At 67.4% G+C, this 25,694-nt stretch carries 21 protein-coding genes and 1 tRNA gene; 12 read left to right on the plus strand and 10 right to left on the minus strand.

What is annotated here, in order from left to right:
- Positions 1–98 precede the first annotated feature (98 nt).
- The 3 genes from J5474_RS08730 (at position 99) to J5474_RS08740 (ending at position 3,153) form a co-directional block, all read left to right on the plus strand.
- Positions 99–1,352, plus strand: coding sequence for a mandelate racemase/muconate lactonizing enzyme family protein (locus tag J5474_RS08730; RefSeq protein ID WP_209360505.1), 1,254 nt, complete (start codon positions 99–101; stop codon positions 1,350–1,352).
- 63 nt (positions 1,353–1,415) lie between these two features.
- Complete coding sequence (locus J5474_RS08735) at positions 1,416–1,748, plus strand: ArsR/SmtB family transcription factor (protein ID WP_209360507.1); 333 nt, start codon at positions 1,416–1,418, stop codon at positions 1,746–1,748.
- Entirely contained in the window at positions 1,735–3,153 is a 1,419-nt protein-coding gene (locus J5474_RS08740; RefSeq protein ID WP_209360509.1) for an amidase, read from the plus strand. The genes J5474_RS08735 and J5474_RS08740 overlap by 14 nt, the downstream gene beginning before the upstream one ends.
- Positions 3,154–3,390: 237 nt before the next feature.
- Here the strand turns inward: J5474_RS08740 and J5474_RS08745 are convergent, their stop codons facing one another.
- Positions 3,391–5,271, minus strand: a complete 1,881-nt coding sequence (locus J5474_RS08745; protein ID WP_209360511.1) for an acyl-CoA synthetase — start codon at positions 5,269–5,271, stop codon at positions 3,391–3,393.
- A 140-nt stretch (positions 5,272–5,411) separates the two neighbouring features.
- On the opposite strand from J5474_RS08745, the gene J5474_RS08750 reads away from it, so the two are divergent.
- The 3 genes from J5474_RS08750 to J5474_RS08760 all read left to right on the plus strand — a co-directional run bounded on the left by J5474_RS08750 (position 5,412) and on the right by J5474_RS08760 (position 7,710).
- Positions 5,412–5,711 carry a DnaJ family domain-containing protein gene (locus J5474_RS08750; RefSeq protein WP_209360724.1) on the plus strand — a complete coding sequence of 100 codons (300 nt, stop codon included), beginning with the start codon at positions 5,412–5,414 and terminating at the stop codon, positions 5,709–5,711.
- Positions 5,712–5,781: 70 nt separating this feature from the next.
- Positions 5,782–6,978 (plus strand): class I SAM-dependent methyltransferase, encoded by a 1,197-nt coding sequence (locus tag J5474_RS08755; RefSeq protein WP_209360513.1) that lies wholly within the window; start codon positions 5,782–5,784, stop codon positions 6,976–6,978.
- 63 nt (positions 6,979–7,041) lie between these two features.
- A complete protein-coding gene (locus J5474_RS08760; protein WP_209360515.1) occupies positions 7,042–7,710 on the plus strand; it encodes an SOS response-associated peptidase in 669 nt (222 codons plus the stop codon).
- A gap of 83 nt (positions 7,711–7,793) precedes the next feature.
- On the opposite strand, the gene J5474_RS08765 is transcribed toward J5474_RS08760, so the two are convergent.
- From J5474_RS08765 to J5474_RS08775, 3 genes are all read right to left on the minus strand, one after another.
- Entirely contained in the window at positions 7,794–9,542 is a 1,749-nt protein-coding gene (locus J5474_RS08765; protein ID WP_209360517.1) for a hypothetical protein, read from the minus strand.
- 113 nt (positions 9,543–9,655) lie between these two features.
- Positions 9,656–10,909, minus strand: coding sequence for an NAD(P)/FAD-dependent oxidoreductase (locus J5474_RS08770; protein WP_209360519.1), 1,254 nt, complete (start codon positions 10,907–10,909; stop codon positions 9,656–9,658).
- A gap of 4 nt (positions 10,910–10,913) precedes the next feature.
- Positions 10,914–11,981 carry a methylglyoxal synthase gene (locus J5474_RS08775; RefSeq protein ID WP_209360521.1) on the minus strand — a complete coding sequence of 356 codons (1,068 nt, stop codon included), beginning with the start codon at positions 11,979–11,981 and terminating at the stop codon, positions 10,914–10,916.
- Between the two features lie 274 nt (positions 11,982–12,255).
- Between J5474_RS08775 and J5474_RS08780 the strand changes: the two genes are divergently transcribed.
- Together J5474_RS08780 and J5474_RS08785 are read left to right on the plus strand one after the other, a co-directional pair.
- Positions 12,256–12,329, plus strand: a tRNA-Gly gene (locus J5474_RS08780).
- A gap of 215 nt (positions 12,330–12,544) precedes the next feature.
- Positions 12,545–14,341 (plus strand): ABC transporter transmembrane domain-containing protein, encoded by a 1,797-nt coding sequence (locus tag J5474_RS08785; protein ID WP_209360523.1) that lies wholly within the window; start codon positions 12,545–12,547, stop codon positions 14,339–14,341.
- Positions 14,342–14,714: 373 nt separating this feature from the next.
- Here J5474_RS08785 and J5474_RS08790 read toward each other — a convergent pair whose 3' ends face one another.
- The gene (locus J5474_RS08790) at positions 14,715–16,274 is read right to left on the minus strand and encodes a bifunctional metallophosphatase/5'-nucleotidase (RefSeq protein ID WP_209360525.1); all 1,560 of its coding nucleotides are present in this window, start codon (positions 16,272–16,274) and stop codon (positions 14,715–14,717) included.
- Positions 16,275–16,498: 224 nt separating this feature from the next.
- Between J5474_RS08790 and J5474_RS08795 the strand changes: the two genes are divergently transcribed.
- Genes J5474_RS08795 through arsC form a run of 3 tightly spaced genes read left to right on the plus strand, consistent with a single transcriptional unit; the run spans position 16,499 to position 18,256 of the window.
- Positions 16,499–16,837 carry a DUF952 domain-containing protein gene (locus J5474_RS08795; RefSeq protein ID WP_209360527.1) on the plus strand — a complete coding sequence of 113 codons (339 nt, stop codon included), beginning with the start codon at positions 16,499–16,501 and terminating at the stop codon, positions 16,835–16,837.
- Positions 16,838–16,859: 22 nt separating this feature from the next.
- Entirely contained in the window at positions 16,860–17,918 is a 1,059-nt protein-coding gene (locus J5474_RS08800) for a quinone-dependent dihydroorotate dehydrogenase (protein WP_209360529.1), read from the plus strand.
- Positions 17,918–18,256, plus strand: a complete 339-nt coding sequence (arsC, locus tag J5474_RS08805) for an arsenate reductase (glutaredoxin) (RefSeq protein ID WP_209360531.1) — start codon at positions 17,918–17,920, stop codon at positions 18,254–18,256. Before J5474_RS08800 ends, arsC begins: the two co-directional genes overlap by 1 nt.
- Positions 18,257–18,670: 414 nt before the next feature.
- Here arsC and J5474_RS08815 read toward each other — a convergent pair whose 3' ends face one another.
- Both J5474_RS08815 and J5474_RS08820 read right to left on the minus strand, forming a co-directional pair.
- Positions 18,671–19,573 (minus strand): DMT family transporter, encoded by a 903-nt coding sequence (locus tag J5474_RS08815; protein ID WP_209360533.1) that lies wholly within the window; start codon positions 19,571–19,573, stop codon positions 18,671–18,673.
- A 51-nt stretch (positions 19,574–19,624) separates the two neighbouring features.
- Positions 19,625–20,563, minus strand: a complete 939-nt coding sequence (locus J5474_RS08820; RefSeq protein ID WP_425342873.1) for a fatty acid desaturase — start codon at positions 20,561–20,563, stop codon at positions 19,625–19,627.
- Between the two features lie 129 nt (positions 20,564–20,692).
- Here J5474_RS08820 and J5474_RS08825 point away from each other — a divergent pair, with 129 nt between their 5' ends.
- Entirely contained in the window at positions 20,693–21,547 is an 855-nt protein-coding gene (locus J5474_RS08825; RefSeq protein WP_209360535.1) for a helix-turn-helix domain-containing protein, read from the plus strand.
- 133 nt (positions 21,548–21,680) lie between these two features.
- Here the strand turns inward: J5474_RS08825 and J5474_RS08830 are convergent, their stop codons facing one another.
- The 3 genes from J5474_RS08830 to J5474_RS08840 form a co-directional block, all read right to left on the minus strand.
- Positions 21,681–22,118 carry a hypothetical protein gene (locus J5474_RS08830; protein WP_209360537.1) on the minus strand — a complete coding sequence of 146 codons (438 nt, stop codon included), beginning with the start codon at positions 22,116–22,118 and terminating at the stop codon, positions 21,681–21,683.
- A 771-nt stretch (positions 22,119–22,889) separates the two neighbouring features.
- Entirely contained in the window at positions 22,890–23,807 is a 918-nt protein-coding gene (gene folD / locus J5474_RS08835; protein ID WP_209360539.1) for a bifunctional methylenetetrahydrofolate dehydrogenase/methenyltetrahydrofolate cyclohydrolase FolD, read from the minus strand.
- A 205-nt stretch (positions 23,808–24,012) separates the two neighbouring features.
- Positions 24,013–25,689 carry a formate--tetrahydrofolate ligase gene (locus J5474_RS08840; protein ID WP_209360541.1) on the minus strand — a complete coding sequence of 559 codons (1,677 nt, stop codon included), beginning with the start codon at positions 25,687–25,689 and terminating at the stop codon, positions 24,013–24,015.
- Positions 25,690–25,694: the final 5 nt, after the last annotated feature.

Consider the following 25,694-nt stretch of genomic DNA (forward strand, 5'->3'; position numbering starts at 1 on the left):
CCCCCCCCCCCCCCCCCCCCCCCCCCCCCCCCCCCCCCCCCCCCCCCCCCCCCGGTCGGGTCGCACGGCGACCCGAAACCCCTGACGGAGCCCCTGGCATGATCCTGCAAGACCTCGACATCATCGTGACCGCACCGCCCTACCCCGGTTGGGGCGGGCGCTACTGGATTCTCGTGAAACTCACCACAGCCTGCGGCATCACCGGCTGGGGCGAATGCTACGCCGCCTCGGTCGGGCCAAAGGCCATGACCGCCGTGATCGAGGACGTCTTCCAGCGCCATCTCGAAGGCGAGAACCCCGAAAACGTCGAACGCGCCTTCCGCCGCGCCTATTCTTCCGGCTTCACCCAGCGCCCCGATCTGACCGTCATGGGCGCCTTCTCGGGGCTGGAGATCGCCTGCTGGGACATCCTTGGCAAGGCCCGCGACCGGCCGGTGCACGCGCTCATGGGCGGGCTGATGACCGAACGCTTGCGCGCCTATACCTACCTCTATCCCCTGCCCCACCACCGGATGTCCGAATTCTGGACCTCCCCCGAACAGGCGGCCGAATCCGCGCTCGACTGCGTGGCGCGCGGCTACACGGCGGTGAAATTCGACCCCGCTGGCCCCTACACCATGCGCGGCGGCCACCAGCCCGCCATGGCCGATATCGCCCTCTCCGTGGCCTTCTGCAAGACCATCCGCGAGGCCGTGGGCCCGAAGGCCGACCTGCTCTTCGGCACCCACGGCCAGTTCACCACCGCCGGCGCGATCCGCCTCGGTCAGGCCCTCGAGCCCTACAACCCGCTGTGGTTCGAAGAACCGATCCCGCCGGACAACCTGCTGGAATATGCCGCGGTGGCGCAGGCCGTGCGCATCCCCGTGGCCACCGGCGAACGCCTCTGCACCCGCTCCGAATTCGCCACCGTGCTGCGTTCCGGCGGGGCAAGGATCCTGCAACCGGCGCTGGGGCGCGTCGGCGGCCTCTGGGAGGCGCGCAAACTCGCCGCGCTGGCGGAATCCTTCAACGCCGAAATCGCGCCCCATCTCTACGCGGGCCCGGTGGAATGGGCCGCCAATATCCAGCTTGCCGCCTGCATCCCCAACATCCTCATGGCCGAAACCATCGAGACTCCCTTCCATGCGCGGCTCATCCGGCACGCCATCACGGTGGAGGGCGGCTTTGTCACGCCCCCCACCGCCCCTGGCCTTGGCATCGACGTCGACGAGGCGCTGGCGCGCGCGCACCGCTATACGGGCGACGACCTGCACCTGCAGATGCGGGACGCGCCCTGCAACTATCACGGCGCGAATGCGTTTCAGGGGGGTGCCCCCGCCGCCGACACGCCCCCGGAACCGGGCGATTCGTGATCTCGCCTTTTGCCGAAGACCCCCCTATAGTCTGCCCAATCAATGAGGCAGTGAGACTGACTTATGGACCACAAAGCCCCCCCGGCCCCGCCGGAAGAAATGGAATCCAACGCCCAGAACGCCGCCGCCTTTCTCAAGACGCTGGCCCATGAAGGCCGTCTGATGATCCTCTGCCACCTCGGCGGGGGCGAGAAATCCGTGGGCGAACTGGAATCCCTGCTCGGTATCCGGCAGGCCGCCGTCTCGCAGATGCTCGCCCGCCTGCGCGAAGAGGGCCTCGTCATCACCCGCCGCGAGGGCAAGACGATCTACTACAGCCTCGCCAACGACAACACGAGCCGCGTCATCGGCCTGCTCTACGAAATGTTCTGCTCGGGTCCGGATGCCACCTGCTGAGCGCGGCTTTTCCGGCCCGGACCTCTGCGCCCTGACGGCGGTGGAGGCGGTTACCCTGCTGAAACGCCGCGCCGTCTCGCCCCGAGAACTGGTCGAGGCCAGCCTGACCCGCATCGCCACGACCTCCCCCGCGATCAACGCCATGGTCACGCCCTGCGCCGACCGCGCTCTGAACGCCGCCTCCAAGGCCACGCCCGACAGCCTGCTCGCGGGCCTGCCCATCGGCATCAAGGACCTCACTCCGGTTGCGGGCGTCCGCACCACATGGGGCACGCCCGCCCACGCCGACCATATCCCCGCCGCCTCCGACCCGCTGGTCACGCGGCTGGAAGCGCGCGGCGCCGTGGTGATGGGCAAGACCAACACCCCCGAAATGGGCGCCGGCGGCAATACCTTCAACGCCGTCTTCGGCGCCACCCGCAACCCGTGGGACACGCGGCTGAACGCGGGCGGCTCCTCGGGCGGCGCGGCGGCGGGGCTGGCCACAGGAGAGGTCTGGCTCAGCCACGGCTCCGACCTTGGCGGCTCGCTGCGCACCCCCGCGAGCTATTGCGGCATCGTCGGCCTGCGCCCCAGCCCCGGCCTTGTCGCCTCCGGCCCCGGCGTGGATGCCTTCGACCGCATGGGAGTCGAAGGTCCCATGGCCCGCACCGTCGCGGACGTGGCGCTCTTTCTCGATGCCATGGCGGGGTTCGAGGCCAGCTGTCCGCTCTCCCACCCCGGCGGCGCCTTCCTCGCCGCGCTCGACACCGACCCCGGCCCGATCCGCATCGCCTTCTCCCCCGATCTGGACCGGCTTCCCGTCACCGCAGAGATCGCCGGTGTTCACGCAACCGCCCTCGCCCGCGTCGCGGCCCCCGACCTCACCGTCGAGGAGATCGCCCCAACCTTCCCGGGCCGTGACCACGCCTTCCGCACCTTCCGCGCCCTCGGCATGTGGACAAAATCGAAACTCACCCCGGTCCGCGTCTCCGACCGCTTCAAACCCACGCTGAAGGCGAATATCGCCGAAGGCGCCGTCCTCACTCCCGATGACATCGCCACGGCGACCATCACCCGCACCCGGCTCTTCGCCACCATGCAGGCGCTCTTCGCCCAACACGATGTGCTCGCCTGCCCGGTCACCGGCCTCGCCCCCCTGCCGGTCGCTGTCGAATACCCGACCGAGATCGCCGGCACGCCGACGCGCGATTACCTCGACTGGCTCTCCTTCGCGTTCCTCGCGACGTTAACCGGCCTGCCCGCGCTGTCGCTGCCGGTTGGCTTCACCCCGGCGGGACTCCCGGTCGGCCTGCAACTCATCGGCCCCCCGCGCGGCGAAGCGCGCCTCCTGCAGGTGGCGCAGCGCCTCCAACAGGCTCTGGGCCTGCCAGGGACGCCAATCGACCCCAATCGCCAACACTGAACCGCGAACACCCGGCGCGCCTCTGCGACGCCAGAAAATGCTGCAAAGCCTTCGACCGCGACTGTCCACAATGGCAAAAGCGCGCGCCTTCAAGACCCGCGCCGCCCTTGCTTCTTTGGTTCGAAAATACCTCGTTGGGGGCTTGGGGGAAGCAGCGCTTCCCCCAATTTCCGCGCGCGCCGCAGGCGCGCGCGGATCGCCCTGGCACAGCCGGGGCGAAACCATTCGCCTAAAGCCTCAGGCCGCCGTTTCCCAGGGCCGGGTGAAGTCCCCAAGCACCTGCCCGACCGCGCCCTCGGACGCCCCCTCCAGAACCACCTGCGCCACCAGCCCGCGCGACTTGTCGTCCGCGACCGCGACCACCCGTGCCGACAGGCCGGCCTGCTCCAGCGCCGCGTTATAGACGCGCGTGATGGCGTGCTTGCGCAGGTCGGGCTTGAACACCTTGCCCACGGCGGTCTTCGGCAATTCAGGCAGGATCGTCATGTGCTTGGGGTGTGCCGCGCGTTCGTGCACATGCACCCTGGCGAAATCCATCAGTTCCTCTTCCGTCACTGACGCGCCGTCCACGAGCTCCACAAAGGCACAGGGCAGCTCGCCGGAATGCGCGTCCGGCTGGCCGATGGCCCCCGCGAAGGCCACCGCCGGATGCGCCAGCAGCGCCTCCTCGATCTCGGCCGGGTCGATATTGTGCCCGCCCCGGATGATCAGATCCTTCGCCCGGCCCGTGATCCACAGGTAACCATCGGCGTCGAGCTTGCCCAGATCGCCGGTCCGCAGGTAGCGGTCAAAGTGGAACAGGTCGGCGTTGCGCGGCGTCTCCGTATAGGTTCTGCCCGCATAGACACCGGGGTTCGACACGCAGATCTCGCCGATCTCGTCCACCGCACAATCCACCGGTTGTCCGTCCTTGACCTTCAGGATGCGCACGTCCGTATAGGGGAAGGGGATGCCGACGGAGCCGACCTTCTTCTCCCCTGCGGGCGGGTTGACCGACACCAGACAGGTCGCCTCCGTCAGGCCGTAACCCTCGCAGATGGTCACGCCGCAGGCGCTTTCGAACCGCTTGAACAGCTCCATCGGCATCGGCGCGGAGCCGGAGAACGCCGTCTTCACCGTCGAGATATCCGCATCCACCTTGCGCTGCATCAGCGCCGAAACAGCCGTCGGCACGGTGATGACAAAGGTCGTCTTCCAGCGTTCGCAAAGCTTCCAGAAGTTGTCAAAGACCCCCTCCCCGCGATAGCCCGCAGGCGTCGGGAAAACCACATGTGCCCCCGAACAGATGATCGCCATCAGGATGACGTGGCAGGCAAAGACATGGAACAGCGGCAGCGGACACATCACGCTGTCGTTCTCGTCGAACAGTAGCGTACCGCCCAGCCAGCCGTTGTACATCACCCCGGAATAAAGGTGCTGCGCCACCTTCGGCATCCCCGTGGTGCCGCCGGTATGGAAATAGGCCGCGACGCGATCCTCCGTGCTGTCGGCAAAGGTCAGCGTGGTCGGCTGCTTCTTCGTTTCCTTGCGAAAGCAGCGGTAGTCGGCGTGCGGTTCGCCCTCTGCCTTGGGACGGATCAGCGGCACGATCCATTTCTTCGGCGGCGTCAGGTAGCGGTTGAGGTCGACCTCCAGCACCGTGTGCACGGCGGGCGCGTGGCGCACCGCCTCGCGGACCTTCTGCGGCACATCGGTCTTCGGAAAGGGCTTCAGAGTCACAACCACCTTGGCGCCGGTTTCGCGCAGGATGGCGGCGATCTGTTCCGGCTCCAGCAACGGGTTGATCGGGTTGACGATCCCCGCGACCATGCCGCCCAGCAACGTCGTCACCGTCTCCATGCAGTTGGGCAGCACGTAGGCCACCACGTCATCCTCGCCCACGCCAAGCGCGCGGAACAGGTTCGCGGCCTGCGCCGTGCGGTCGCGCAACTGCGCCCAGGTCAGCGTCTCCGCCTTGTCCTGCGGCCCCGAAAGCAACTGGTAGCTGGTCGCGGCGCGGTCCGGAAAGCGCTCCGCCGTCCGCGTGAGTTGCCCCCAAAGCGTGCTGGGCACATCCCGTTCGCTCCACGGCATTTCCGTCTCGATGTTCCTGCGATCCTGCTGCGTGGCGAAATCCATGCCGCGTCCTCCCTCTGTCTCCGCGTCCAGTCTTGGCCGCCCCGTCCCTGCCGCGCAAGGTCAGAGAACGCAACGTGAGCGTCGGCGTGACGCAGCGTTTCCACCTTCCCCCGGCCCGGGCGGCATGGCACCTTCATAGCATGGACCACCCGCTGATCGACCTTATCAACGCAAAAATCCGGGCCGCCGAGGCCGAGGGCGCCTTTGACGATCTGCCCGGAGCGGGCAAACCGCTGCCGACCTGCGACGATCCGGAGAACGCGGTTCTGACCCGCATCCTGAAGGACAACGGCGCCGTGCCGGAGGCCGTGAGCCTCTCCAGGAACCTCGCCCGCCTGCGTGCCGAACTGCTGGAAACCGCCGACCGCACCCGCCGCCGGACGCTCCTGCAGGACATGGCAATGCTGGAAACCCGGCTGGAGATCGCCAGACGCCGCTAGCGCCGCGCCTCTGGCCATCCCCGCCGCATTGCGGCACAGATGGCATCAACAAGGGCACGTGGGGGCAGGCATGGTCACGGTCAAGGAACAGTACGAACATTTCCCCTATCCCGCGCGCGACCCGGCCGCAGAGGCCAGGCGACTGATCTCCGGCTCGCCCTCGCGCCCCTCGGAGATGGATCACTTTCTCTGGGGCGGGGCGCGCGACTGGTCGCAACGCCTGCGCGTGCTGATCGCCGGGGGCGGCACCGGCGACGCGCTGATCCAGCTGGCGCAACTGATGACGAACGCCGGCGCGCCCTATGACATGACCTACGTCGACCTCTCCGCCGCCTCGCGCGACATCGCGGAGGCGCGGGCCCGCGCGCGCGGCCTGACGGGAATCACCTTTGTTACCGGCTCACTGCTGGATGCGGCATCTCTCGGGCCGTTCGACTACATCGACTGCTGCGGTGTGCTGCACCACCTGCCCGATCCCGACGCGGGCTTTGCCGCGCTGCGCGCCGCGCTCGCGCCGGGCGGCGGCATGGGCTTCATGGTCTACGCGCCTTACGGGCGGTCCGGGGTCTATCCGCTACAGGAAGCCTTTGGCGCGCTCTTTGACGGCCTGCCCCCCGGCGACCGCCTGACCCGAGCGCGGCAGATCGTCGAGGGCCTGCCCAAAGGACATCCCTTCGCCGCCAACACCACGCTGATGGATCACGAACAAAGCGACGCGGGCTTCTATGACCTGCTGCTGCATTCGCAGGACACCCCCTACGACGTGGCCCGCCTGCTCGACACCTGCGCGCGCACCGGCTGGCACCTGCAGGGCTTCGTGCTGCCGGGGCTTTATGACCTTTCGCGCATCACCGACGTGCCCGCGGGCATGGCCCCGGAAACAGCCTTGGCGGTGGCCGAGAGACTGCGCGGCACGATCCGCAAACACGTGGGCTACCTCACGCCCTCGGACGAGAACCGCGCGCTGCCGAAACCCTCGCAGGCCAGCCTTGTACCGCGTTTTCAGCTGCCGAACCTGCCCCGCGTGGCGCAGATGATCGCGCAGGGCAAACCGCTGCCCGCCTCGCTGCCCGAACTCGACATCCGCATCACGCTCCCGCGCGAGGCCGCGCCGCTGATCGCCGCCGCCGACGGGCGCCGGAGCCTTGCGCAGATCGCCGAAGCGGCGGGGCTGGACCCGCTGCGCATGGGCGCGCTCTGGGGCAAGGTCGACCGCGAATTCACCGCATGGGGGCTTTTGCACTATACGCGCTTCGGCCTGCCCTGAGCAGCCCTCTGGCCCTCGTCGCCCGGCGCGTTAAACTTCCCCGGAACAACCAGAGGTTTCCCCATGTGTGGCCGTTTCGCCGTCACCCTGCCGCCCGCCGCCATGGCGCAGCTGTTCAGGGCCGCGCCCGCCAACGACCTGCCGCCGGTGCCGAACTACAACGTCTGTCCCACCACGCAGATCCATGTCGTACAGGAGGCCGAAGGCCGGCGGCTGGTCGCCATGCGCTGGGGCTTCATCCCGCATTGGTACAAGACCCCGGGCGATGGCCCTCTGCTGATCAACGCCCGCGCCGAGACCATCGCCGAAAAACCCGCCTTCCGTGTCGCCAGCCGTGCGCGGCGCTGCCTGATCCCGGCTGCGGGCTTCTACGAATGGACCAAGGACGCGGCGGGCAACCGCCTGCCATGGTACATCAGCCGCAGCGATGGCGACCCGCTGGTCATGGCGGGCGTCTGGCAGGACTGGGAGCACGACGGCGCCACGCTGCGCACCTGCGCCATCGTCACCTGCGGCGCCAACACACCGATGACGCGCATCCATCACCGGATGCCTGTGGTCCTGGAAACCCGCGACTGGGGCAAGTGGCTGGGCGAAGAAGGCCATGGCGCCGCCACCCTCATGGTCCCCGCCCCGGACGCCGCGCTGCGGTTCCACCGCGTCGCCACTACAGTGAACTCCAACCGTGCCTCCGGCCCGGAACTGATCGACGAGGTGATTGAAACTCCCTGACCGGGGGCGCGGGCGTCGACCCGGAAACAGGAGTATTTTCACCAAGGAGAAACAAGTTGGCGGGCCAGTCCGCGCCGAGGTTCTCAGCCCAGCAGTGCCAGCAGCGGCAGCAGACCGAGCATCCACATTCCACCCAGATCGCCGCCGTCTTCGTCGCCGGAGCCGTCCGCCTCCTCGTCGCCGGGTCCGCGGGCCGCGCGGGCGGGGGGCGCCGCATCGGGAGAGAACCCCGCGTCGCTCCCGCCGGAATCGCTGACGCCTGCCACCATGCCCTCCATTTCTGGCACGGCCTGACCGGTTGCGGCGAAGGTCTCCGCGAAATCCGCCGTCGGTGTCACGTCGCTCAGCCGTACCTGCATGATCTCGCCGGGCGCCAGCACCGTTTCGATCAGGCCGGCGGCGTGCAGGTCCTCCGGGTCGGGGTGCTCTACCATCGCGGGGCTGCCGGTATTGCCCGGCTGCGCGCCGCGCACCACATTCAGGGTCGTGATCTCCATTTCGCCAAAACGGTCCACGAGGTTCGAGATATCGACCTCCGCATCCACCACCCCGTTGCGCAGGTTGGAGGTGAAGTAGAACAGCATGTCCCGCCCGTCAGCAAAGGCATGCACGTCCATTTCGCGCGTGTGCAGTTCCGTGTCGCGGTCGTCCCCGGCATCGAAATCCAGCATCCGCATTCCGGGCAGGTTCTCCGACATCATGGAGAACATCTCGCCCGGTGCGGTGGGATTGTCGAACTCCCGCCCCAGCGCCAGCGCGGAGTCGGTGTTCTGGATCAGCGGCCAGACCTGCGCCGCGTCCACATCCATGCGCATGAATTCCTCGACCTGTTCCAACATCTCCTGAGCCTGAAACAGCCCGTAGTCCCGCGTCGCGTCGAAGGCGTCGGTATTCGCCTTCGCGTTCCACTCCGTGACGTGGATCTCCAGCGTCGGGTCCACCGCCTGCCAGTGCTCTTCGATCTGTTCCAGCTGGAACCAGCGCGAATGGTCCACCACCGGCGCGCGCGAATAGACATGCGCCACCACTCCGTCGGTGGCGGCCATGGCATCGTCGTCGAAATGCGACAGAAGGATCTCGTTGTTGATCTCCGTCCAGTCCATGCCGCCGTTGGGAAAGATCACGTCATCGCCCAGCGTCAGCCCATAGGCGGCGTTCAGCTCGGCCACCGCTTCGGACGGCGCCATGCTGTCGTATTGCGCGGAAATTTCGGAGCGGCCGAAATTCGTCCCGACCTGCACCAGCACATCGATTTCCGCCGCTTCCGGGTGCCGCGCCGCGATGTCGTTGAGCGTGCGGTCGATCACCTGCGCCATCTCGGCGGCGAGGCGGCCGTATTCGGCGGCGTTCATCTCTCCCGAACCCCAGTATTCGTTGCCGATCTCGAAGGCGGCGACCGTGCCCTCCCCGTAGTGGCCCGTGACCACGTCGCGCACGAAGTCCTGCAGTACCTCCCGGTCCACCGCCGGCATCCGGTCGCCGTTGTCGTCGAGGACGTCGTTCGACAGCTGGTCGCGTGTCGGGATCACGATGCTGACCGCGTGGCCGGTGCCGGCGGAATATTGCATCATCTCCGACAGGGGGATGAAATCCTCCATCCGCCCGGTGTCCGGGTCCCGCGCCGACGTCGCGTCAGGATCGCGCAGAGAGAACATGTTCTCTGTCAGCGACCCGCCCGGATAGCGCAGCGTGGTGACGCCCAGCGCCTCGATCGCATGGTCATAGCTGGCCGGGCCGGTCATGTGCGCGCGCGGGGCAAGGATGTTCCCCCCGAACAGATCGTGCGTTGCCGCAGACCCGAAAGCCTGGGCAGAGCTGGTCAGGATAAGCATTGGCGTCCGCTCGCTGGTTTGATCGCGGGCAAGACTGATGCCAAAACGGAAACGATTCCCTTAAGGGCTGCGGGAATATCTTTATATTACTTATTATTAACCACGATTCCGGCTCAGGCGAACCGAGCCGGATCGTAGGGCGACAGGTCGATGTCGGGCCTTCGTCCTGAGACGATCTGCGCCAGCAGTTGCCCGGTCCTTGGCCCCGCCGTCAGCCCGAGGTGGTCGTGCCCGAAGCCCGCGAAGGCACCCGCCACCCCCGGCACCGCGCCGATCATCGGCAGCGAATCGACCATGCTCGGACGGTGGCCCATCCATTCCACGCGTCGCGCCCACGTCAGCCCCGGCATGGCGCGGCGGATATTTTCCTCCAGCAGGCGAAAGGGTGCGGGCGACGGCGGCGCGTCCAACCCGCCAAATTCCACGATCCCCGCCAGTCGCAGGCGTCCCTCCATCGGCGTGGCGACGAACCGGCCGCTGGCGACCATGGCGGGCGCGCGCGGCATGACCGAGGGCTCCCAGAGGTCGAGGTGATAGCCCCGCTCGCTCTCCATCGGCACCCTCAGCCCCAGCTCCTCCGCCAGCGGTTTCGACCACGCGCCTGCCGCCAGCACCACGGCATCGCAGCGCAGCGTCTCGCCCGAGATGCGCAACCCCGTCACGCGACCCCGATCGCTGACGCCGTCGCTATCCAGCACGACGCCCGTGACATCGCCCCGCAGCACCTGCCCGCCGCGCGCCGCCACATGCGTGGCCAGCGTTTTTACGTAGGCGCCGGGATCGCTGATCCGGCCATGATCGCGCATCCGCGCGGCGCAGGTGACAGCGGGACCAAAGGCCGGCTCCGCCGCGCGCAGCTCCGCCTGATCCAGCACCTCCCAGTCAAAGCCCGCCGCCCGCCGCGCCGCCCAATAGCCTGCATCCGCGCGGTAATCCTCAATCCCGTCATAGACATACAGGTAATCCGACGGCAGGACGAAACGCTCTGCCCCGGTGCCCGCTGCCAGCGCCTGATGGTCGGACAGGCTGTCCCCGATCAGCGGCAGGATCGCCCGCGCGCGGCGCGCAACGCCCGCCTCCGTCGCCTGCGCCATATAACGGACCAGCCATGGCAGCAGGCGCGGCAGGTGGTGCCATTTCAGGTAGACCGGCTGGCGTGGGTCCAGCAGCATGGCGGGCGCCTTCCGCCACAGTCCCGGCACGGGCACAGGCACCACGGAGGCCCGCGCCAGCACACCCGCATTGCCGTGGCTCGCACCCTCGCCCGGCCCGCTGCGGTCCACCAGAACCACCGCATGCCCCGCGCGCTGCAACCAGATCGCCGTGGATACCCCAACGATCCCCGCTCCGACGATGGCGACCCGCACGGCCCTACCCCGCCGTCAGCCCGTCCAGCAGCGCATCCGCCGCCGAGGGCGACAGTGCCAGCGGCACGTCGTGGTAGATCGCCAGCCGGGTCAGCGCCTGCAGGTCGGCATCGCCCGCGTGCCGGTCCGAGGGGTCGGCGAAGAAGATCACCGCGTCCAGCTCCCCCGTGGCGATGAGCGCGCCCAGTTGCTGGTCGCCACCCAACGCGCCGCGTTGCAGCCGCTGAACCGTCAGCGCGGGCGCGGCCTCCGACACCAGCCGCCCGGTGCCGCCGGTGCAGATCACCCGATGACCGGCCAGCGCCTTCGCGTGCCGCAACACCCAGGCCCTCAGATGCGCCTTGCGGTTGTCATGCGCCACCAGCGCGATGCGGCGCGGCGCATGCGACAGCCGCCGCGCCCGGCCGGTCATCTCCATGATCGACCGCACCTGCCCGACAAAGCCCTCACCCTCCGCCGGAAACACCCCGTCCAACGCCGCCGTGCCCACGGTGAAGCCCGCCGCGCCTGCCTCCGCCACCGCGCGCACCCGCGCCTCCGAATCGATCGACCCCGCCATGATGACCGGCTTTTCCACCGCGGCGCAGACCGCGCGCATCAGCCCCGGCACATCGCCGTCGAAACGATAGGCCAGCAGGTCCAGCCCGTGCACGTGCTCCAGATCCGTCAGCGCGCGCGCGGTTTCGACGATGGTGGTCTCCGGCCCCTCCAGCACCGATGGATGCCCGGTGATCCGCCCCGGAAACGGGAAGTAACGCAGGGGATGGGCGCGGGTGATCTCTGTCACCGCGCGGGCTCGGGTGCCGCCCAGCAGGCAATCCACGTCCAGCCCGACGGCCGCGCGGGCAGAGGCCAGTTCCGTCTCCGCATCAAGGCTGACCACCTCCAGATAGCTTCGCCCTCCGGCGGCCCGGATCGCCTGCGCCAGCCCGCGCAGATCCTCGAAAGGCAGGCCGACGTCCTTGAAACCGATATGCCGCACGCCGCCCTCCAGCGCCTCCTCCAGACGCGCGCGGGCGTCCGGGATCGTGCGGTCGTTCGACGTCAGCATCAGGATGAAATCAAAGGCCAATATCCACTCCCTCCAGCGGCGAGACGGGGGCGGGACGGCAACCGCCCCTCTGGGCCGTCACCAATGCGTCCGCTCTGGCGGGCAGCATGCGGCAGGCGCCGCCGATGGTCCACAGCAGAAAGCCACCGCCCGCCACGTGCTGCACCGGGCAGGGTCAGGGCCGAAACTCCAGCCAAAAGACCCATATCCCAGCGACCGACCGCATTTCCCGGCAGCATTTCGTCAGGGGCGGCTTGACCGGGGCCGAGGCATCGCTTAATCACCCCTCACCCGAGCGGGTATAGCTTAATGGTAAAGCCCCTGCCTTCCAAGCAGGCTATCTCGGTTCGATCCCGTGTACCCGCTCCAATTTCCCCGCACCGCCCACCGGATCGCAGCCGGGCCATACCGCAGACGGGCCATACCGCAGACGGGCCAGAACACAGACGGGCCTAACTGCAGGCATGACGGTGCCCGAACTCCCGCAGGCTTGACCCGCCGCGTCCTTTGGACGCTTGACCCCCGGTCGCTGCCTGTCCAAAACGACCCCCGCGCGGAGGTCCGCGCAAAGGACAGGAGACCCCATGGCCCGCAGACCCGTGACCGACACCGGCGAAGAGCGCGAGAAGTCGAAGAACGTCGGCGCCCTGCGCGCGCTCTGGCCGTTTGTCCGGCCATACCGGGGGCTCATGCTGGCCGCCATCGGCGCGCTGATCCTCACCGCCTGCACCTCGCTCGTGCTGCCACTGGCGGTGCGCCGCGTGGTCGACAACTTCAACACCACCGATGGCGCGCTGCTCGACCAGTATTTCGGCGCCGCACTGGCCATCGCGGGCGTGCTGGCCGTGGGCACCGCGCTGCGCTACGCGCTGGTGACGCGACTGGGCGAACGCGTGGTGGCCGACATCCGCACGGCGGTCTTCGACCGGGTCATCGGCCTGTCGCCCGTCTTCTACGAACGGATCATGACCGGCGAGGTGCTGTCCCGCATCACCACCGACACCACGCTGATCCTCTCGGTCATCGGCTCGTCGATCTCCATCGCGCTCAGGAACATGCTGCTGTTTTCCGGCGGGATCGTGCTGATGCTTTTCACCTCGCCCAAACTGACCGGGCTGGTGCTGCTGATCGTGCCGCTGGTGGTGGTGCCGATCCTCGTGCTGGGGCGCCGGATGCGCGTGCTCAGCCGCGAGAATCAGGACTGGATCGCCGCCTCCTCCGGTAACGCCTCCGAGGCGCTGCTGAGCGTGCAGACCGTTCAGGCCTACACGCATGAGGCAATCGCCTCCCATACCTTCGCGGACGTGACAGAAAAAAGCTTTGTCGCCGCCAAGAAACGCATCTGGACGCGCGCGGCGCTGACCATGATCGTGATCTTCCTCGTGTTCACCGGCATCGTCGGCGTGCTCTGGATCGGCGCTTGGGACGTGCGCGCGGGTGACATGTCGGCGGGCGTGCTGATCCAGTTCGTCATCTATTCGGTCATGGTCGCCGGCGCCGTGGGCGCCCTGTCGGAAACCTTCTCCGAACTGCAACGCGCGGCGGGGGCGACCGAACGACTGGTGGAACTGCTGCAGGCCGAGGACACCGTGCGCGACCCCGCGCAGCCGCAGACTCTGCCCGCCCCGGTGCGGGGCGAGATCGCCTTTGACGACGTGCATTTCGCCTACCCGGCACGGCCCGGTGTCTCGGCGCTCGACGGCGTGTCGCTGCACATCGCGCCGGGCGAAACCGTGGCGCTGGTCGGCCCTTCGGGGGCGGGCAAGACGACAATCATCCAGCTGCTGCAACGCTTCTACGACCCGGCCAGCGGGCAGGTGACGCTCGACGGCATGCCGCTGACCGCCATGGCACGGACCGATTTCCGCCGATACCTCGCGCTGGTGCCACAGGACCCGGTGATCTTTGCCGCCTCGGCACGCGACAACATCCGCTTTGGCCGCCCCGAGGCAACCGATGCGGAGGTCGAGGCCGCCGCCCGCGCCGCCGCCGCTCATGACTTCCTCTCGGCGCTGCCCGACGGCTACGACAGCTGGCTGGGCGAACGCGGCGTGATGCTCTCGGGCGGGCAGAAGCAGCGCGTGGCCATCGCCCGCGCCATCCTGCGCGATGCGCCGGTCCTGCTGCTGGACGAAGCGACTTCGGCGCTGGACGCAGAGTCGGAACGGCTCGTGCAACAGGCCGTCGACCGGCTGGCCGAGGGTCGCACGACGATCATCGTCGCGCACCGCCTTGCCACCGTGAAGAAGGCGGACCGCATCGTGGTCATGGATCATGGCCGTATCGTTGCGCAGGGGACCCATGACGCGCTGGTGGCCGAAGGCGGGCTCTACGCGCGCCTCGCCCGCCTGCAATTCACCGACGGTATCGCCGCCGAATAGACGGGCGCAGGCCACAGTCCCCGACCACCACCCGTCACCTGCAACGCGAACACCACGCACACACATCAACGGGCCACACCGTCGGGGGGGCTTCGCCCCCGGCGCGGCCGCGCCTCCCCGGAGTATTACCGCCAAGGGGATACACGCGGCGGCACGCCCCCTCGGACCTCGCCCCGGCGTTCTCCACACTCCGAGGCGCCCACCCCTGCTTCTCCGTGGTGAAAATACTCCGGGGGGCGGCGCTTCGCAGAAGCGGCGGGGGGCGGAGCCCCCTCCCGGTCGCCGCCGCAGGCGGCGAAACCACGAAACCGAAAGGCCCTCCCCCGGAGGGAAGGGCCCGTCAGCAAGCCAGCGATAAGCCTTACTGGAAGCCTTACTGGCCCATCATCTTGATGCGGCCGTCGGTGTAGGGCTTGTAGGGGCCCTGCGCCGCCAGGTACTCCGCCGTCACGTCCGCGAGGTCCGGGCCGAAGTCGTAGGCGTTCTCCGCCTCCACGAACATCTTGTAACCGTCGCCGCCGTTGCGCACGTAGTTGTTGGACACCGCGCCGTAGATCTTTTCCGGGTCCAGCGCCTCGCCGCCGATCATCACGTCCGACACGCGGCTGCCCACCTCGGCCGACGGATCGACCGCAAAGGTCATGCCCGCCACCTGCGGGAACCGGCCGCCGCCGTCCTCGATCTGGCTCACGCCGTTCTCAAGCGCTTCCTTGATCACCGCGCCCTTCACCTGGAAGGTCGAGAGCGTGTTCTGGAACGGCAGCACCGTCAGCACCTCGCCCATGGTCACCTCGCCCGCGTCGATCGAGGCGCGCAGACCGCCACCATTGGCGATGGCCACGTCGATGCCCTGATCCTTCACCCGGTCCAGCATGGCATCGGCCACGAGGTTGCCCATCGGGCATTCCATGGCGCGGCAGACGTCGCGCGACCCTTCGATCGCCTCGGAGGTCTCGGCCACCACCTTGTTGCGGATCTCGTCGAGCGGCGCCGCCGCCTCGGTGATGCGCGCCTTGGTGCCCTCTTCCTCGGCAACGTTTGCATCCAGCAGGATCGGCTCGCCCTTGGCCTCCACGACCTTGCCCTCGTCGTCGAAGGTCACGTTCAGCTCACCCAGGAACTTGCCGTAGGCATAGGCCTGCACGATCGCCGTATCGCCGACCATCACCGGGTACGGCCCCTTGGCGCCCTCGATGGTGTTCGACAGCAGCGAATTGTCATGCCCGCCCACGATCACATCGACGCCGGTGGTCTTCTCCGCCACCGCCTTGTCGACGTTCAGACCCGAGTGCGACAGCACGATGATCTTGTTCACGCCCTCTTCGGCCAGCTTGTCGACCTCGGCCTGCACGGCCTCCGACGGATCGGTGAAGATGATGTTCTTGCCGGGCGATGCCAGTTCGTCGGTGTCCTGCGGCGTCAGGCCGATCAGGCCGATCTTCTCGCCTCCCTTCTCGATCACGGTGGACTTCATCAGAACGTCCGCCAGCAGCGGCTCGCCCGACACGTCGGCGTTCGACATCAGGATCGGAAAGTTCAGCGCATCCATGAAACCGCGCAGCACCTCGGGGCCATCGTCGAATTCGTGGTTGCCCACGGTCATCGCGTCATAGCCCATCTGGTTCATCATCTCGGCGGCGAGCTTGCCCTTGTAGTAGGTGTAGAACAGCGTGCCCTGGAACTGGTCGCCGCCGTCCACGAGAATGTGGTTGTTGGTGCGGGCCTTGGCCTCCGTGATCGCCGTCTGCAGACGCGCCGACCCACCAAAGCACTCACCGGCGGTGTTGTCGTCGGCAGAGCAGCCCGAATCATATTTGGAGATCGGCTCGAACCGCGCGTGGAAATCGTTCGTGTGCAGGATCGTCAGGGAATAATCTGCCTGTGCTGCGCCCGCGATCAGGGCGGCGGCGGCCGTTGTCATAAGGAAACGCATGGGAACCTCTCTGTCGGTCTGTTGTCTGTTATCGCATCAGGAGACACCGCGATTCGTGCGGAGTCAAAGCCTGATCCAGCGTTAAGCACGCCCGAATGACGGGCCGGTGACGGCGCAGGCGCGGGGCTGCGCCAAAAAAATGCATCACCTTGCGTCAGGCGTCCCCTCACGCAGCAACGCCAGAGGGATTGACCGGAACCGCTTTCCCCGGCATCCCCCCTGCCATGCACATCTACAAGATCCTTCGCACCTCCGAATGGGAGGACCTGCGCGCCCGGGGCGAGACTCAGGGCGCGCCGATCGACATCACTGACGGCTACATCCACTTCTCCACCGCCGAACAGGCGCGGGAAACGGCAGCAAAACATTTCGCCGGCGCCGAGGGGCTCTACCTCGCCGCTCTCGATCCCGACCGCATGGGCGATGCGCTGAAGTGGGAACCCTCCCGTGGCGGCGCGCTTTTTCCGCACCTTTACGGCCCGCTGCGGCTGAAGGACGTGGCATGGTGCCAACCGTTGCCGCTGGTGGATGGTGTCCACCGCTTCCCCGACGGCTTCGCCTGATCGCGTGGAAAGGAACCCGTCCATGACCCTGACCGAACGCATTGGCCTCGCCGCGCTGCACCGGCTGGACCCGGAAACCGCCCATGGCCTTGCGCTGACTGCGCTGCGCATGGGCCTTGCCCCGCTGCCCGGCCTTGTCACCACCGACCGGTTGCGCACCACCGTGGCGGGTCTGCGGCTGGCGAACCCGGTGGGGCTCGCGGCGGGCTTCGACAAGAACGCCGAATGCCTCGCCCCGCTCTCGCGCGCGGGTTTCGGATTCGTCGAGGTCGGCGCCATCACGCCGCGCCCGCAGCCCGGCAATCCCAGGCCACGCCTGTTTCGCCTGACAGAGGACCGCGCCGCGATCAACCGTTTCGGTTTCAACAACGACGGGATGGAGACCGCCGCGGCGCGGCTTTCCCGCCGCCCGCGTGACATGGTTCTGGGCCTGAACCTCGGCGCGAACAAGGACGCTGCCGACCGTGCCGCCGATTTTGCCACCGTGCTGACCCGCTGCGGCGCGCATCTCGACTTTGCCACGGTCAACGTCTCCTCCCCAAACACCGAAAAGCTTCGCGACCTGCAAGGGAAGGCCGCGCTTTCCGCGCTTCTGTCGGGTGTCATGACGGCCCGCGATGCCCTGCCGAAACGCATTCCCATCTTTCTCAAGATCGCGCCCGACCTCGATACCCGCGGGCTCGAGGACGTGGCCGAGGCTGCGCTGTCAACCGGCGTCTCCGGCATCATCGCCACAAATACGACGATCTCCCGCGAGGGGCTGCACTCTGCGCAGAAGGTCGAAACCGGCGGCCTCTCCGGTGCGCCGCTCTTCGAGAAATCCACCCGCACGCTGGCGCGGCTTTCGCTGCTGACGCATGGCCGCCTGCCGCTGATCGGCGTCGGTGGTGTCGGCTCCGCCGAACAGGCCTACGCCAAGATCCGCGCCGGGGCCTCTGCCGTGCAGCTTTATACCGCGCTGATCTATCAGGGCCTCAGCCTTGGCGCCGAAATCGCGCGCGGCCTAGATGCGCTGCTGGCGCGCGATGGCTTTGCCACCGTCGCGCAGGCGGTGGGCACCGGACGGGAGGACTGGCTGTGATGATCCTCTGGCACAATCCGCGCTGCTCCAAATCGCGCGCGGCCCTCGCCCTGCTGGAGGCGCGCGGCGTCGCCTTCGAGACCCGGCGCTATCTCGAAGACGCGCCATCGCTCGAAGACCTCCGCATGCTGCACTCCCGTCTCGGCGTGCCCGCCATCCAGATGATGCGCAGCGGCGAGGCGGCGTTCCGCGAGATGGGCCTGACAAGGGACATGGCCGACGCCGACCTTCTCGCCGCCATGGCGCGGGAACCGCGCCTGATCGAACGCCCGGTGCTGATCGCGGACGGACGCGCCGTCATCGGCCGCCCCCCGGAACGGGTGCTGGACCTCCTCTAAGCTCCAGTGGTCCGCCGCCCGACGTTCGCGCACCGGACCGTCATGCGGCCGCGCCGCGCGCGCGCCGTTCGTCCCGTCTTCCCCTGTCCGCCCTGTCTTCCCCTTTCTGCCCTGTCCGCCCTGTCCGCCCTGTCTGCCCTGTCTGCCCTGTCTGCCCTGTCTGCCCTGTCTGCCCTGTCTGCCCTGTCTGCCCTGTCTGCCCTGTCTGCCGAAGCGGCCCCACTGCCCCGCCGTCCGTAAACCCGCGTCCCCGATCCACCACAGCGTGGCCGTGCGAAACGCTCCCCCGCGCAGGGCACCGGCTCCCGCGCCCCTCGCGGGAAAGATCCCGCGCCCCCACCCGAACTGCCTCCCGAACTGCCTCCCGAACCGCCGGGCGGCCGCAGCGCGATCAGGGACAAACGTCCGACGGCCTCAGGTTGCCAGCACAAGCGTCACCACGGAGCCGGTGAGCACGGCGATGCCCAGCAACTCGCGCGGGGTGACTGTCTCGCGGAACCACAGCACGGAGGCGGCAAGGCTCAGAATCAGTTCCACCTGCCCCACGGCATAGACGTAGGCTGCTGTCTGCAGGGTGAAGGCGGTGAACCAGCTCATCGTTCCCGCCGCCGAGGTCACCCCCAGCCAGACCGCCGTGCGCCGTGCAGTCCACGCGCGCGTGATCTCTCCGGGGTCGCGCCAGCGCAGCCAGGCCGCCATCGCCAGCGCCTGCCCGGTCGTCACGCAGGCCAGCGCCACCGCTGCGCGCAGCAGCGGATCGTCCGTGCCAACCTCCAGCGTCGCGGCGCGATACCCCACCCCCGCCACCGCAAAGAAAAAGCCCGAGCCAAGCCCCAGCACCACCGCCCGGCTGCGCAGCTGCGCCCAGACAGATCCCCCGATCCCCGGCGTGCGCGACAGCAGCAGCACGCCGATCAGCCCGACCCCGATCCCCACCCAGCCCAGCCGGGAAACCCTTTCGCCCAGCAGCACCAGCCCCAGCAGCGCGGTCTGGATCACCTCGGTCTTCTTCAGCGTGATGCCGACGGCAAAGTTCCTCTCACGGAAGGCCAGCACCACCAGTACCGTGGCAAGGATCTGCCCCAACCCGCCGAACACAGCCCAGCCCCAGAAGCCCGGCCCGACCTCCGGCAGCGCCGCGCCCGTCCACCACAGATACGCCCCCAGCACCGCCAGCCCCGCCGGACTGGCATAGGCAAAGCGGGCAAAGGTGCTGCCGGTCGCGCTCAGCTGCCCCTGCGCCAGCCCCTTCTGCACCATGAAGCGCACCGTCTGAAAGGTGGCGGCGCTGAGCGTGGCGATGATCCAGAGTTCCATGCCGCCGTCATGCGCCGCACCCCGGCGACTGTCCAGCCCCCGGATCCGCGTTCAACGCGGCCAGAGCGGGTGCGGCACCGGGTCCTTCGCCGTGAGCAGGTAGCGCCGCAGCACCTCCCCGTAGGAGCGGTAGCGATACCCGCCATTGCGGGACAGATAGCGCGCGCGATTGCCGCGATACAGCTCCGGCAGCCGATACCACGGCACCGCCGCGTGCATGTGGTGCACAACATGCAGGTTGTTGTTCAGGAAGATCAACGCCAGCACGCCGCGATCCTCGATCACCACCGTGCGCCCGCGCGCGTCCTCATGCGCGCGATGCTCAAGAAAGGTGCGGATCTTCAGCACTGCCAGCGCGGCATAGACCGACAGGCCAAAGGCCCACCCCGGCATCTGCCCCACGGCAGCCACCCACCACAGCACCACCGCCACCGCAGGCAGGTGCTGCGCATAGCCCAGCAGCACCCGCCTGTCGCCCGCCCGCATCCGCCGCAGGTCCGCCAGTGTGAAGGCCACCGTTCCCAAGGCCGGGCCGATCAGCATCCGCCCCGCCAGCGTGTTGTTCACGCGCAGCACCGCGCGCCACCAGCCCGGCAAGGCCCGCCAGATCTTCGGATCGCAATAATTGCTTTCGGGGTCATCATAGGGGTCCGTCAGGATCGAATCGCGGTGATGCGCCAGATGCGTGTCCTTGAACCGCAAATAGGGCACCACCAGAGTCAGCGCCGGAAAGACCAGCGCCGCATTCGCCCACCGCGATCGAAACGGATGCCCGTGCAGCGCCTCATGCGTCAGCGAGGAATGCAGCGCGGTGGAAAACGTCACCATCGCCATGCCCAGCGGCAGCCAGACCTCCGCCGCTGCCGTCGTCCCCAGCATCCACAACCCGTAGCACACCGCCAGCAGGCACAGCGTCGGCCATTCCACCCCGCGCATCCACCGCGCCCCAAGATAGGACAGTCGTCCTGTCCCGTTTTCCCGCCTATGCATTCCGGTCCCTTTGCTGCAATCCTTACCATACCCTAGAGAAACCCAAAGGCAGCGGCCATTCCGAGAACAGTTCACAAAATCCGCATAAGGTGATAATAATCACTATATGACGCAGTTCCTCCCCAACCGATGAACACCGACAAACGCACCCGCGCCGCGCTGTTCCGCACCCGCCTCCGCGCTGCGATGGAGGACGCAGGCAGCAACCAGACAGCGCTGGCCCGTGCCGTCGGCGTGGACCGCTCCACGCTTTCGCAGCTCTTGCGCGACAGCGGACCGCGCCTGCCCAATGCCCACCTGACGGCCGCCTGCGCGCAGGCGCTGGGGGTTTCCTCGGACTGGCTGCTGGGGCTTTCCGACCGGCCCGAACGCGCCGCCGACCTGCTGGCCAACGCCATGACCCTGACCGAGGCACCGCGCGCATTGGTCGACGAACAGATCTTTGCCTGGCATCAGGAGGCCGAGGGCTACAAGATCCGCTATGTGCCCCCCGCCCTGCCCGACATGCTGAAAACCCGCGACGTGCTGGCGTGGGAATACGAACTGCACCTCGGGCGCACCACCGAACAGGCGATCAACGCCTCCACCGACCGTCTGAACTGGATGCGCGCCTCGCAATCGGATTACGAAATCGCCCTGCCCCTGTCAGAACTTCAGGCCTTTGCCGAGGGCTCGGGCTACTACACCGGCCTGCCCGCCGCGATGCGCCGCACACAGCTGGACCTGATGGCCGAACTGACCGAAACGCTCTACCCCCGCCTGCGGGTGACGCTCTACGATCCGCGACGGCTCTATTCCGCGCCACTGACGGTGTTCGGCCCGCTGCTCGCTGTGCTCTACCTTGGCCGCAACTATCTGGCGTTCCGCGACAGCGACCGGCTGGCGGTCTTCACCGCGCATTTCGACCACCTCGTAAAAGAGGCCGAGATCACCGCCCGCGCCCTGCCCACCCACCTGCGCGCGCTGCGCAACACCGTGCGTTAGAGTCTCTGTGGCGCCGGACCGGGCCTCCGGATCGGGCCACAGGACCGGGCCTCCGGATCGGGCCACAAGATCGAGCCACAGGATCGAGCCTCTGGGTCGGCATCGCCGGGCGGCCGACCAGGGTCGCAGGCGGTCAGTGCAGCGTGACAAACGACGTATCCGGCATCATCGCCACCGCGCGGGCAAAGATGCGGATCGTGCTGTCGGTCGACCCCAGGCGCAGGCAGACGCAGGTGACGTCATCGACGCCGAAGTCCTGCGCGATCTTCGCCAGCTTCGGGTGCGCGGGCTCCAGCCAGAGCCTGTCGATGGCTTCGGCGGCGATGACGCCGAAATTCATCTCCATCTCCAGCCCGTAGCATTCGAGGAACTCCACGATCGTGACGGGTTCGCTGGGACGCGGCTGCTCGTCGGACCATTCGACCACCAGCCGTACCACGTCGCGGTGCCCCGGTTCGGTACGGTCGATGTAGATCTCCAGCAGCCAGGCGTCGTGCCAGGCGATTTCGGTGAGACTGTCGAGCCCGAAGGCATCGGCGGCGCTATCGGCGAGGTGGTCTTCGGCATCCATGTCTTTAGCAGATCACCCTTCGCCGCCGGGTGCAATCGCCAAGACCGCCCGCCCGGCCGGAACGTCGCGGCCCGCCCCGGTTCCGCTGCGGTTCAGCAGCGCGGGCGGGTTCGGGGTAATGCTGGGTCAGCTCTGGGGCAGCTCTGGGTCAGCTCTGGGCCAGAGCGAGGCCAGAGCGAGGCCAGAGCGAGGCCAGAGCGGATCCAATTCGGAACCGGGTCGGTAACGATGCATTCGGGCCCAGGGGCTGGCCCCGGCTGCGGGGCCGGATCAGTCCACCCCATCGGCCCAAATGGCAGAGCCAAAGGCTTTTCGCCTTGCTGCGCAAGGCGACCGGCGCGCCCTACGGGCGCGATCAGGACACCGAGCATGGTCAGGACAGAAAGTTAATTATTATTTGCCAAAGAGAAGCGGAAGAGATCCCGTGCCCCGCCTCCTTTCCTCTATTTGTCGGTGGCCCGCGATTTCCGGCGTTTTCACGCCGCGGCGCGCCCGACGACAGGCACCCGTCCAGATGGCCGGTATCGGCAAACTGCCTGTTCGTATCGTGCGAAAAACGCCTCCGCCCACATGGTTTCGCCGCGCTGCGCAAGACTTTGGAATTCGGTTCAGAACCGTCGATGAAAGGGCGCACACGGGGCCCCAGGCGTTAACAAATCGTGATCAGAATTTCCCAATGCCTTGATTCTATTTCCATAAAGGAGTGTCCCACGCTGGGACACCCCCAGGTTTGACAGGCCCGATCCGGATCCCAATGGCCCGGTCAGAGGTTCAGGCCGTGAGCCCCTCCGGCTCAGGCAGGCCATTGGCGCGGCAGCAGGCGGTGACCGTGTTGGCCAGGAGGCAGGCGATCGTCATCGGCCCCACTCCACCCGGAACCGGCGTGATCGCCCCGGCCACGGCGGCGCAGCTCTCGAAATGACAGTCTCCCACGAGGCGGGTCTTCACGCTGCCGTCCTCGTTGGTGCCCTTCTCCGGCGCGCCGATCCGGTTGATGCCGACGTCGATGACCGTGGCGCCCGGTTTGATCCAGTCGCCCGGCACCATCTCCGGACGACCCACCGCCGCCACCACGATATCGGCCCTCCGCACCACCTGCGGCAGGTCCTTCGTCCGGGAATGCGCGATGGTCACCGTGCAGCTGTCTCCCAGCAGGAGCTGCGCCATCGGCTTGCCGACGATGTTCGATCGCCCGATCACCACCGCATCCATCCCCGAGAGGCTGCCATGATGGTCACGCAGCATCATCAAGCAACCCAACGGCGTACAGGGGACCATGCTCTTCTGCCCGGTCCCGAGGAGACCGACGTTCGAAATGTGGAACCCGTCCACATCCTTCTCCGGATCGATCGCGTTGATCACCAGATCCTCGTCCAGATGCTTTGGCAACGGAAGCTGAACGAGGATGCCATGCACGTCGCGGTCCGCATTGAGCCGCTTGATCAGCGCCAGAAGTTCCGCCTCGGCGGTGTCCGCGTCCAGACGGTGCTCGTAGGAGTTCATGCCGACTTCGGCGGTCATCTTCCCCTTCGAGCGCACATAAACCTGGCTGGCCGGGTCTTCGCCCACCAGCACCACCGCCAGCCCCGGCGTCAGCCCATGCTCTTCCTTCAGCCGCGCCACGTGTTCCGCCACTTCGCCGCGCACAGTTGCCGCAAAGGCCTTGCCATCGATGATCTTCGCCGTCATTCGCCGTTTTCCTTTTCCATTCCGTATGGCGGCGAAAGCAACCCGTCGCCTTGAACCTCTGCCGCTTCTCGTTGGCCGAAATACTTGATCCTGCCTACCCGCCCGACGCGACCGTTTCCATGCCAGGCGCGAGCGATGGGACGGTGGGCGGGGCGACTTCGTAGAAGAGCGCCGTCCCGCCGTTTCCGATAGGCCCCGGATGACCTCAGAAAAGCCCTTCGATCAAACCTTGCTCGTTCAGGCGGATCGCTTCGGCTGCCGGAACGCGTGGCAGGCCCGGCATGGTCATGATCTCGCCGCAGACCACCACGACAAAGCCCGCCCCCGCCGACAGCCGAACCTCCCGCACGGGGATGTCGAAACCCATGGGCGCGCCGCGCTGGCCCGGATCGGTCGAGAAGGAATATTGCGTCTTCGCCATGCAGACTGGCAGGTGGCCATAGCCCTGTTCCTCCCAGTCCTTCAACTGGGCCCTGACCTTCGCATCCATCACCACGCCGTCGGCACGGTAGATTTCGCGGCAGACAGTCTCGATCTTCTCGGCAAGGCCCAGGTCATCGCCATATAGCGGCGCGTAGTTGGCAGATCCGCCCTCGCAGAGGTCCACCACCTTGCGCGCCGTTGCTTCGATGCCGGCACCGCCCTCGGCCCAGTGCGTGTTCAGGATCGCCTCGACGCCCATTTCGGCGCAGTAGTCCATCACAGCCTGCACTTCGGCTTCGGTGTCGGTGACGAAGTGGTTGATCCCCACCACCGCCGGGACACCGAACTTCTTCATGTTCTCGATGTGCCGGCCAAGGTTCGGGCAGCCGTCTCTTACCGCGGCGACGTTCTCCGCTCCGAGGTCGGCCTTGGCGACACCGCCGTTCATCTTCATCGCGCGCACGGTGGCGACGATCACCACCGCGTCGGGCTTCAGCCCGGCCTTGCGGCACTTGATGTCCATGAACTTTTCGGCACCGAGGTCCGCGCCAAAGCCCGCTTCGGTCACCACGTAGTCGCACAGCTTCAGCGCCGTGGTCGTAGCGATGACCGAATTGCAGCCATGTGCGATATTGGCAAACGGCCCGCCGTGTACGAAGGCCGGGTTGTTTTCCAGTGTCTGCACAAGGTTGGGCTGCATCGCGTCCTTCAACAGCACCGTCATGGCGCCTTCGGCCTTGATGTCGCGGCAGAACACCGGCGTCTTGTCGCGGCGATAGGCGACGATCATGTTTCCCAGCCGCTTTTCCAGGTCCTTCAGATCGCGTGCCAGACAGAGGATCGCCATGACCTCGGATGCCACGGTTATGTCAAAACCGTCCTCGCGTGGGTAGCCGTTCGCCACACCGCCCAGCGACGACGTGATCTGCCGCAGCGAGCGGTCATTCATGTCCACCACGCGGCGCCAGGTCACGCGGCGCTGGTCGATCTCGCAACCATTGCCCCAGTAGATGTGGTTGTCGATCATCGCCGACAGCAGCGAATGGGCCGAAGTGATCGCGTGGAAGTCACCGGTGAAATGGAGGTTCATCTCCTCCATCGGCACGACCTGCGCGTAGCCGCCGCCGGCGGCTCCGCCTTTCATTCCGAAGTTCGGGCCGAGACTGGCCTCGCGGATGCAGATCATGGCGCGTTTGCCGATGCGGTTCAGACCGTCGCCCAGCCCCACGGTGGTCGTGGTCTTGCCCTCTCCGGCGGGGGTCGGGTTGATCGCGGTGACGAGGATCAGCTTCCCGTCCGGGCGGTCCTGCACGGAGTCGATGAAGGCTTGGCCGATCTTCGCCTTGTCGTGGCCGTAGGGCAGCAGGTGTTCGGCCGGGATACCCAACCTGTCCCCGATCTGCTGGATCGGCTGCTTCTTCGCCTCACGGGCAATCTCGATGTCGCTCTTGTAGGCCAATGCCA

This window comes from Sagittula salina (genome assembly GCF_017813235.1).
Taxonomy (GTDB): domain Bacteria; phylum Pseudomonadota; class Alphaproteobacteria; order Rhodobacterales; family Rhodobacteraceae; genus Sagittula; species Sagittula salina.

Bases quoted from the DNA above. Each gene is read 5' to 3' on its own strand.
- J5474_RS08730 (WP_209360505.1), top strand. From the start codon at position 99: ATGATCCTGCAAGACCTCGACATCATCGTGACCGCACCGCCCTACCCC.
- J5474_RS08735 (WP_209360507.1), top strand. From the start codon at position 1,416: ATGGACCACAAAGCCCCCCCGGCCCCGCCGGAAGAAATGGAATCCAAC.
- J5474_RS08740 (WP_209360509.1), top strand. From the start codon at position 1,735: ATGCCACCTGCTGAGCGCGGCTTTTCCGGCCCGGACCTCTGCGCCCTG.
- J5474_RS08745 (WP_209360511.1), bottom strand. From the start codon at position 5,271: ATGGATTTCGCCACGCAGCAGGATCGCAGGAACATCGAGACGGAAATG.
- J5474_RS08750 (WP_209360724.1), top strand. From the start codon at position 5,412: ATGGACCACCCGCTGATCGACCTTATCAACGCAAAAATCCGGGCCGCC.
- J5474_RS08755 (WP_209360513.1), top strand. From the start codon at position 5,782: ATGGTCACGGTCAAGGAACAGTACGAACATTTCCCCTATCCCGCGCGC.
- J5474_RS08760 (WP_209360515.1), top strand. From the start codon at position 7,042: ATGTGTGGCCGTTTCGCCGTCACCCTGCCGCCCGCCGCCATGGCGCAG.
- J5474_RS08765 (WP_209360517.1), bottom strand. From the start codon at position 9,542: ATGCTTATCCTGACCAGCTCTGCCCAGGCTTTCGGGTCTGCGGCAACG.
- J5474_RS08785 (WP_209360523.1), top strand. From the start codon at position 12,545: ATGGCCCGCAGACCCGTGACCGACACCGGCGAAGAGCGCGAGAAGTCG.
- J5474_RS08790 (WP_209360525.1), bottom strand. From the start codon at position 16,274: ATGCGTTTCCTTATGACAACGGCCGCCGCCGCCCTGATCGCGGGCGCA.
- J5474_RS08795 (WP_209360527.1), top strand. From the start codon at position 16,499: ATGCACATCTACAAGATCCTTCGCACCTCCGAATGGGAGGACCTGCGC.
- J5474_RS08800 (WP_209360529.1), top strand. From the start codon at position 16,860: ATGACCCTGACCGAACGCATTGGCCTCGCCGCGCTGCACCGGCTGGAC.
- arsC (WP_209360531.1), top strand. From the start codon at position 17,918: ATGATCCTCTGGCACAATCCGCGCTGCTCCAAATCGCGCGCGGCCCTC.
- J5474_RS08815 (WP_209360533.1), bottom strand. From the start codon at position 19,573: ATGGAACTCTGGATCATCGCCACGCTCAGCGCCGCCACCTTTCAGACG.
- J5474_RS08820 (WP_425342873.1), bottom strand. From the start codon at position 20,563: ATGCATAGGCGGGAAAACGGGACAGGACGACTGTCCTATCTTGGGGCG.
- J5474_RS08825 (WP_209360535.1), top strand. From the start codon at position 20,693: ATGAACACCGACAAACGCACCCGCGCCGCGCTGTTCCGCACCCGCCTC.
- J5474_RS08830 (WP_209360537.1), bottom strand. From the start codon at position 22,118: ATGGATGCCGAAGACCACCTCGCCGATAGCGCCGCCGATGCCTTCGGG.
- folD (WP_209360539.1), bottom strand. From the start codon at position 23,807: ATGACGGCGAAGATCATCGATGGCAAGGCCTTTGCGGCAACTGTGCGC.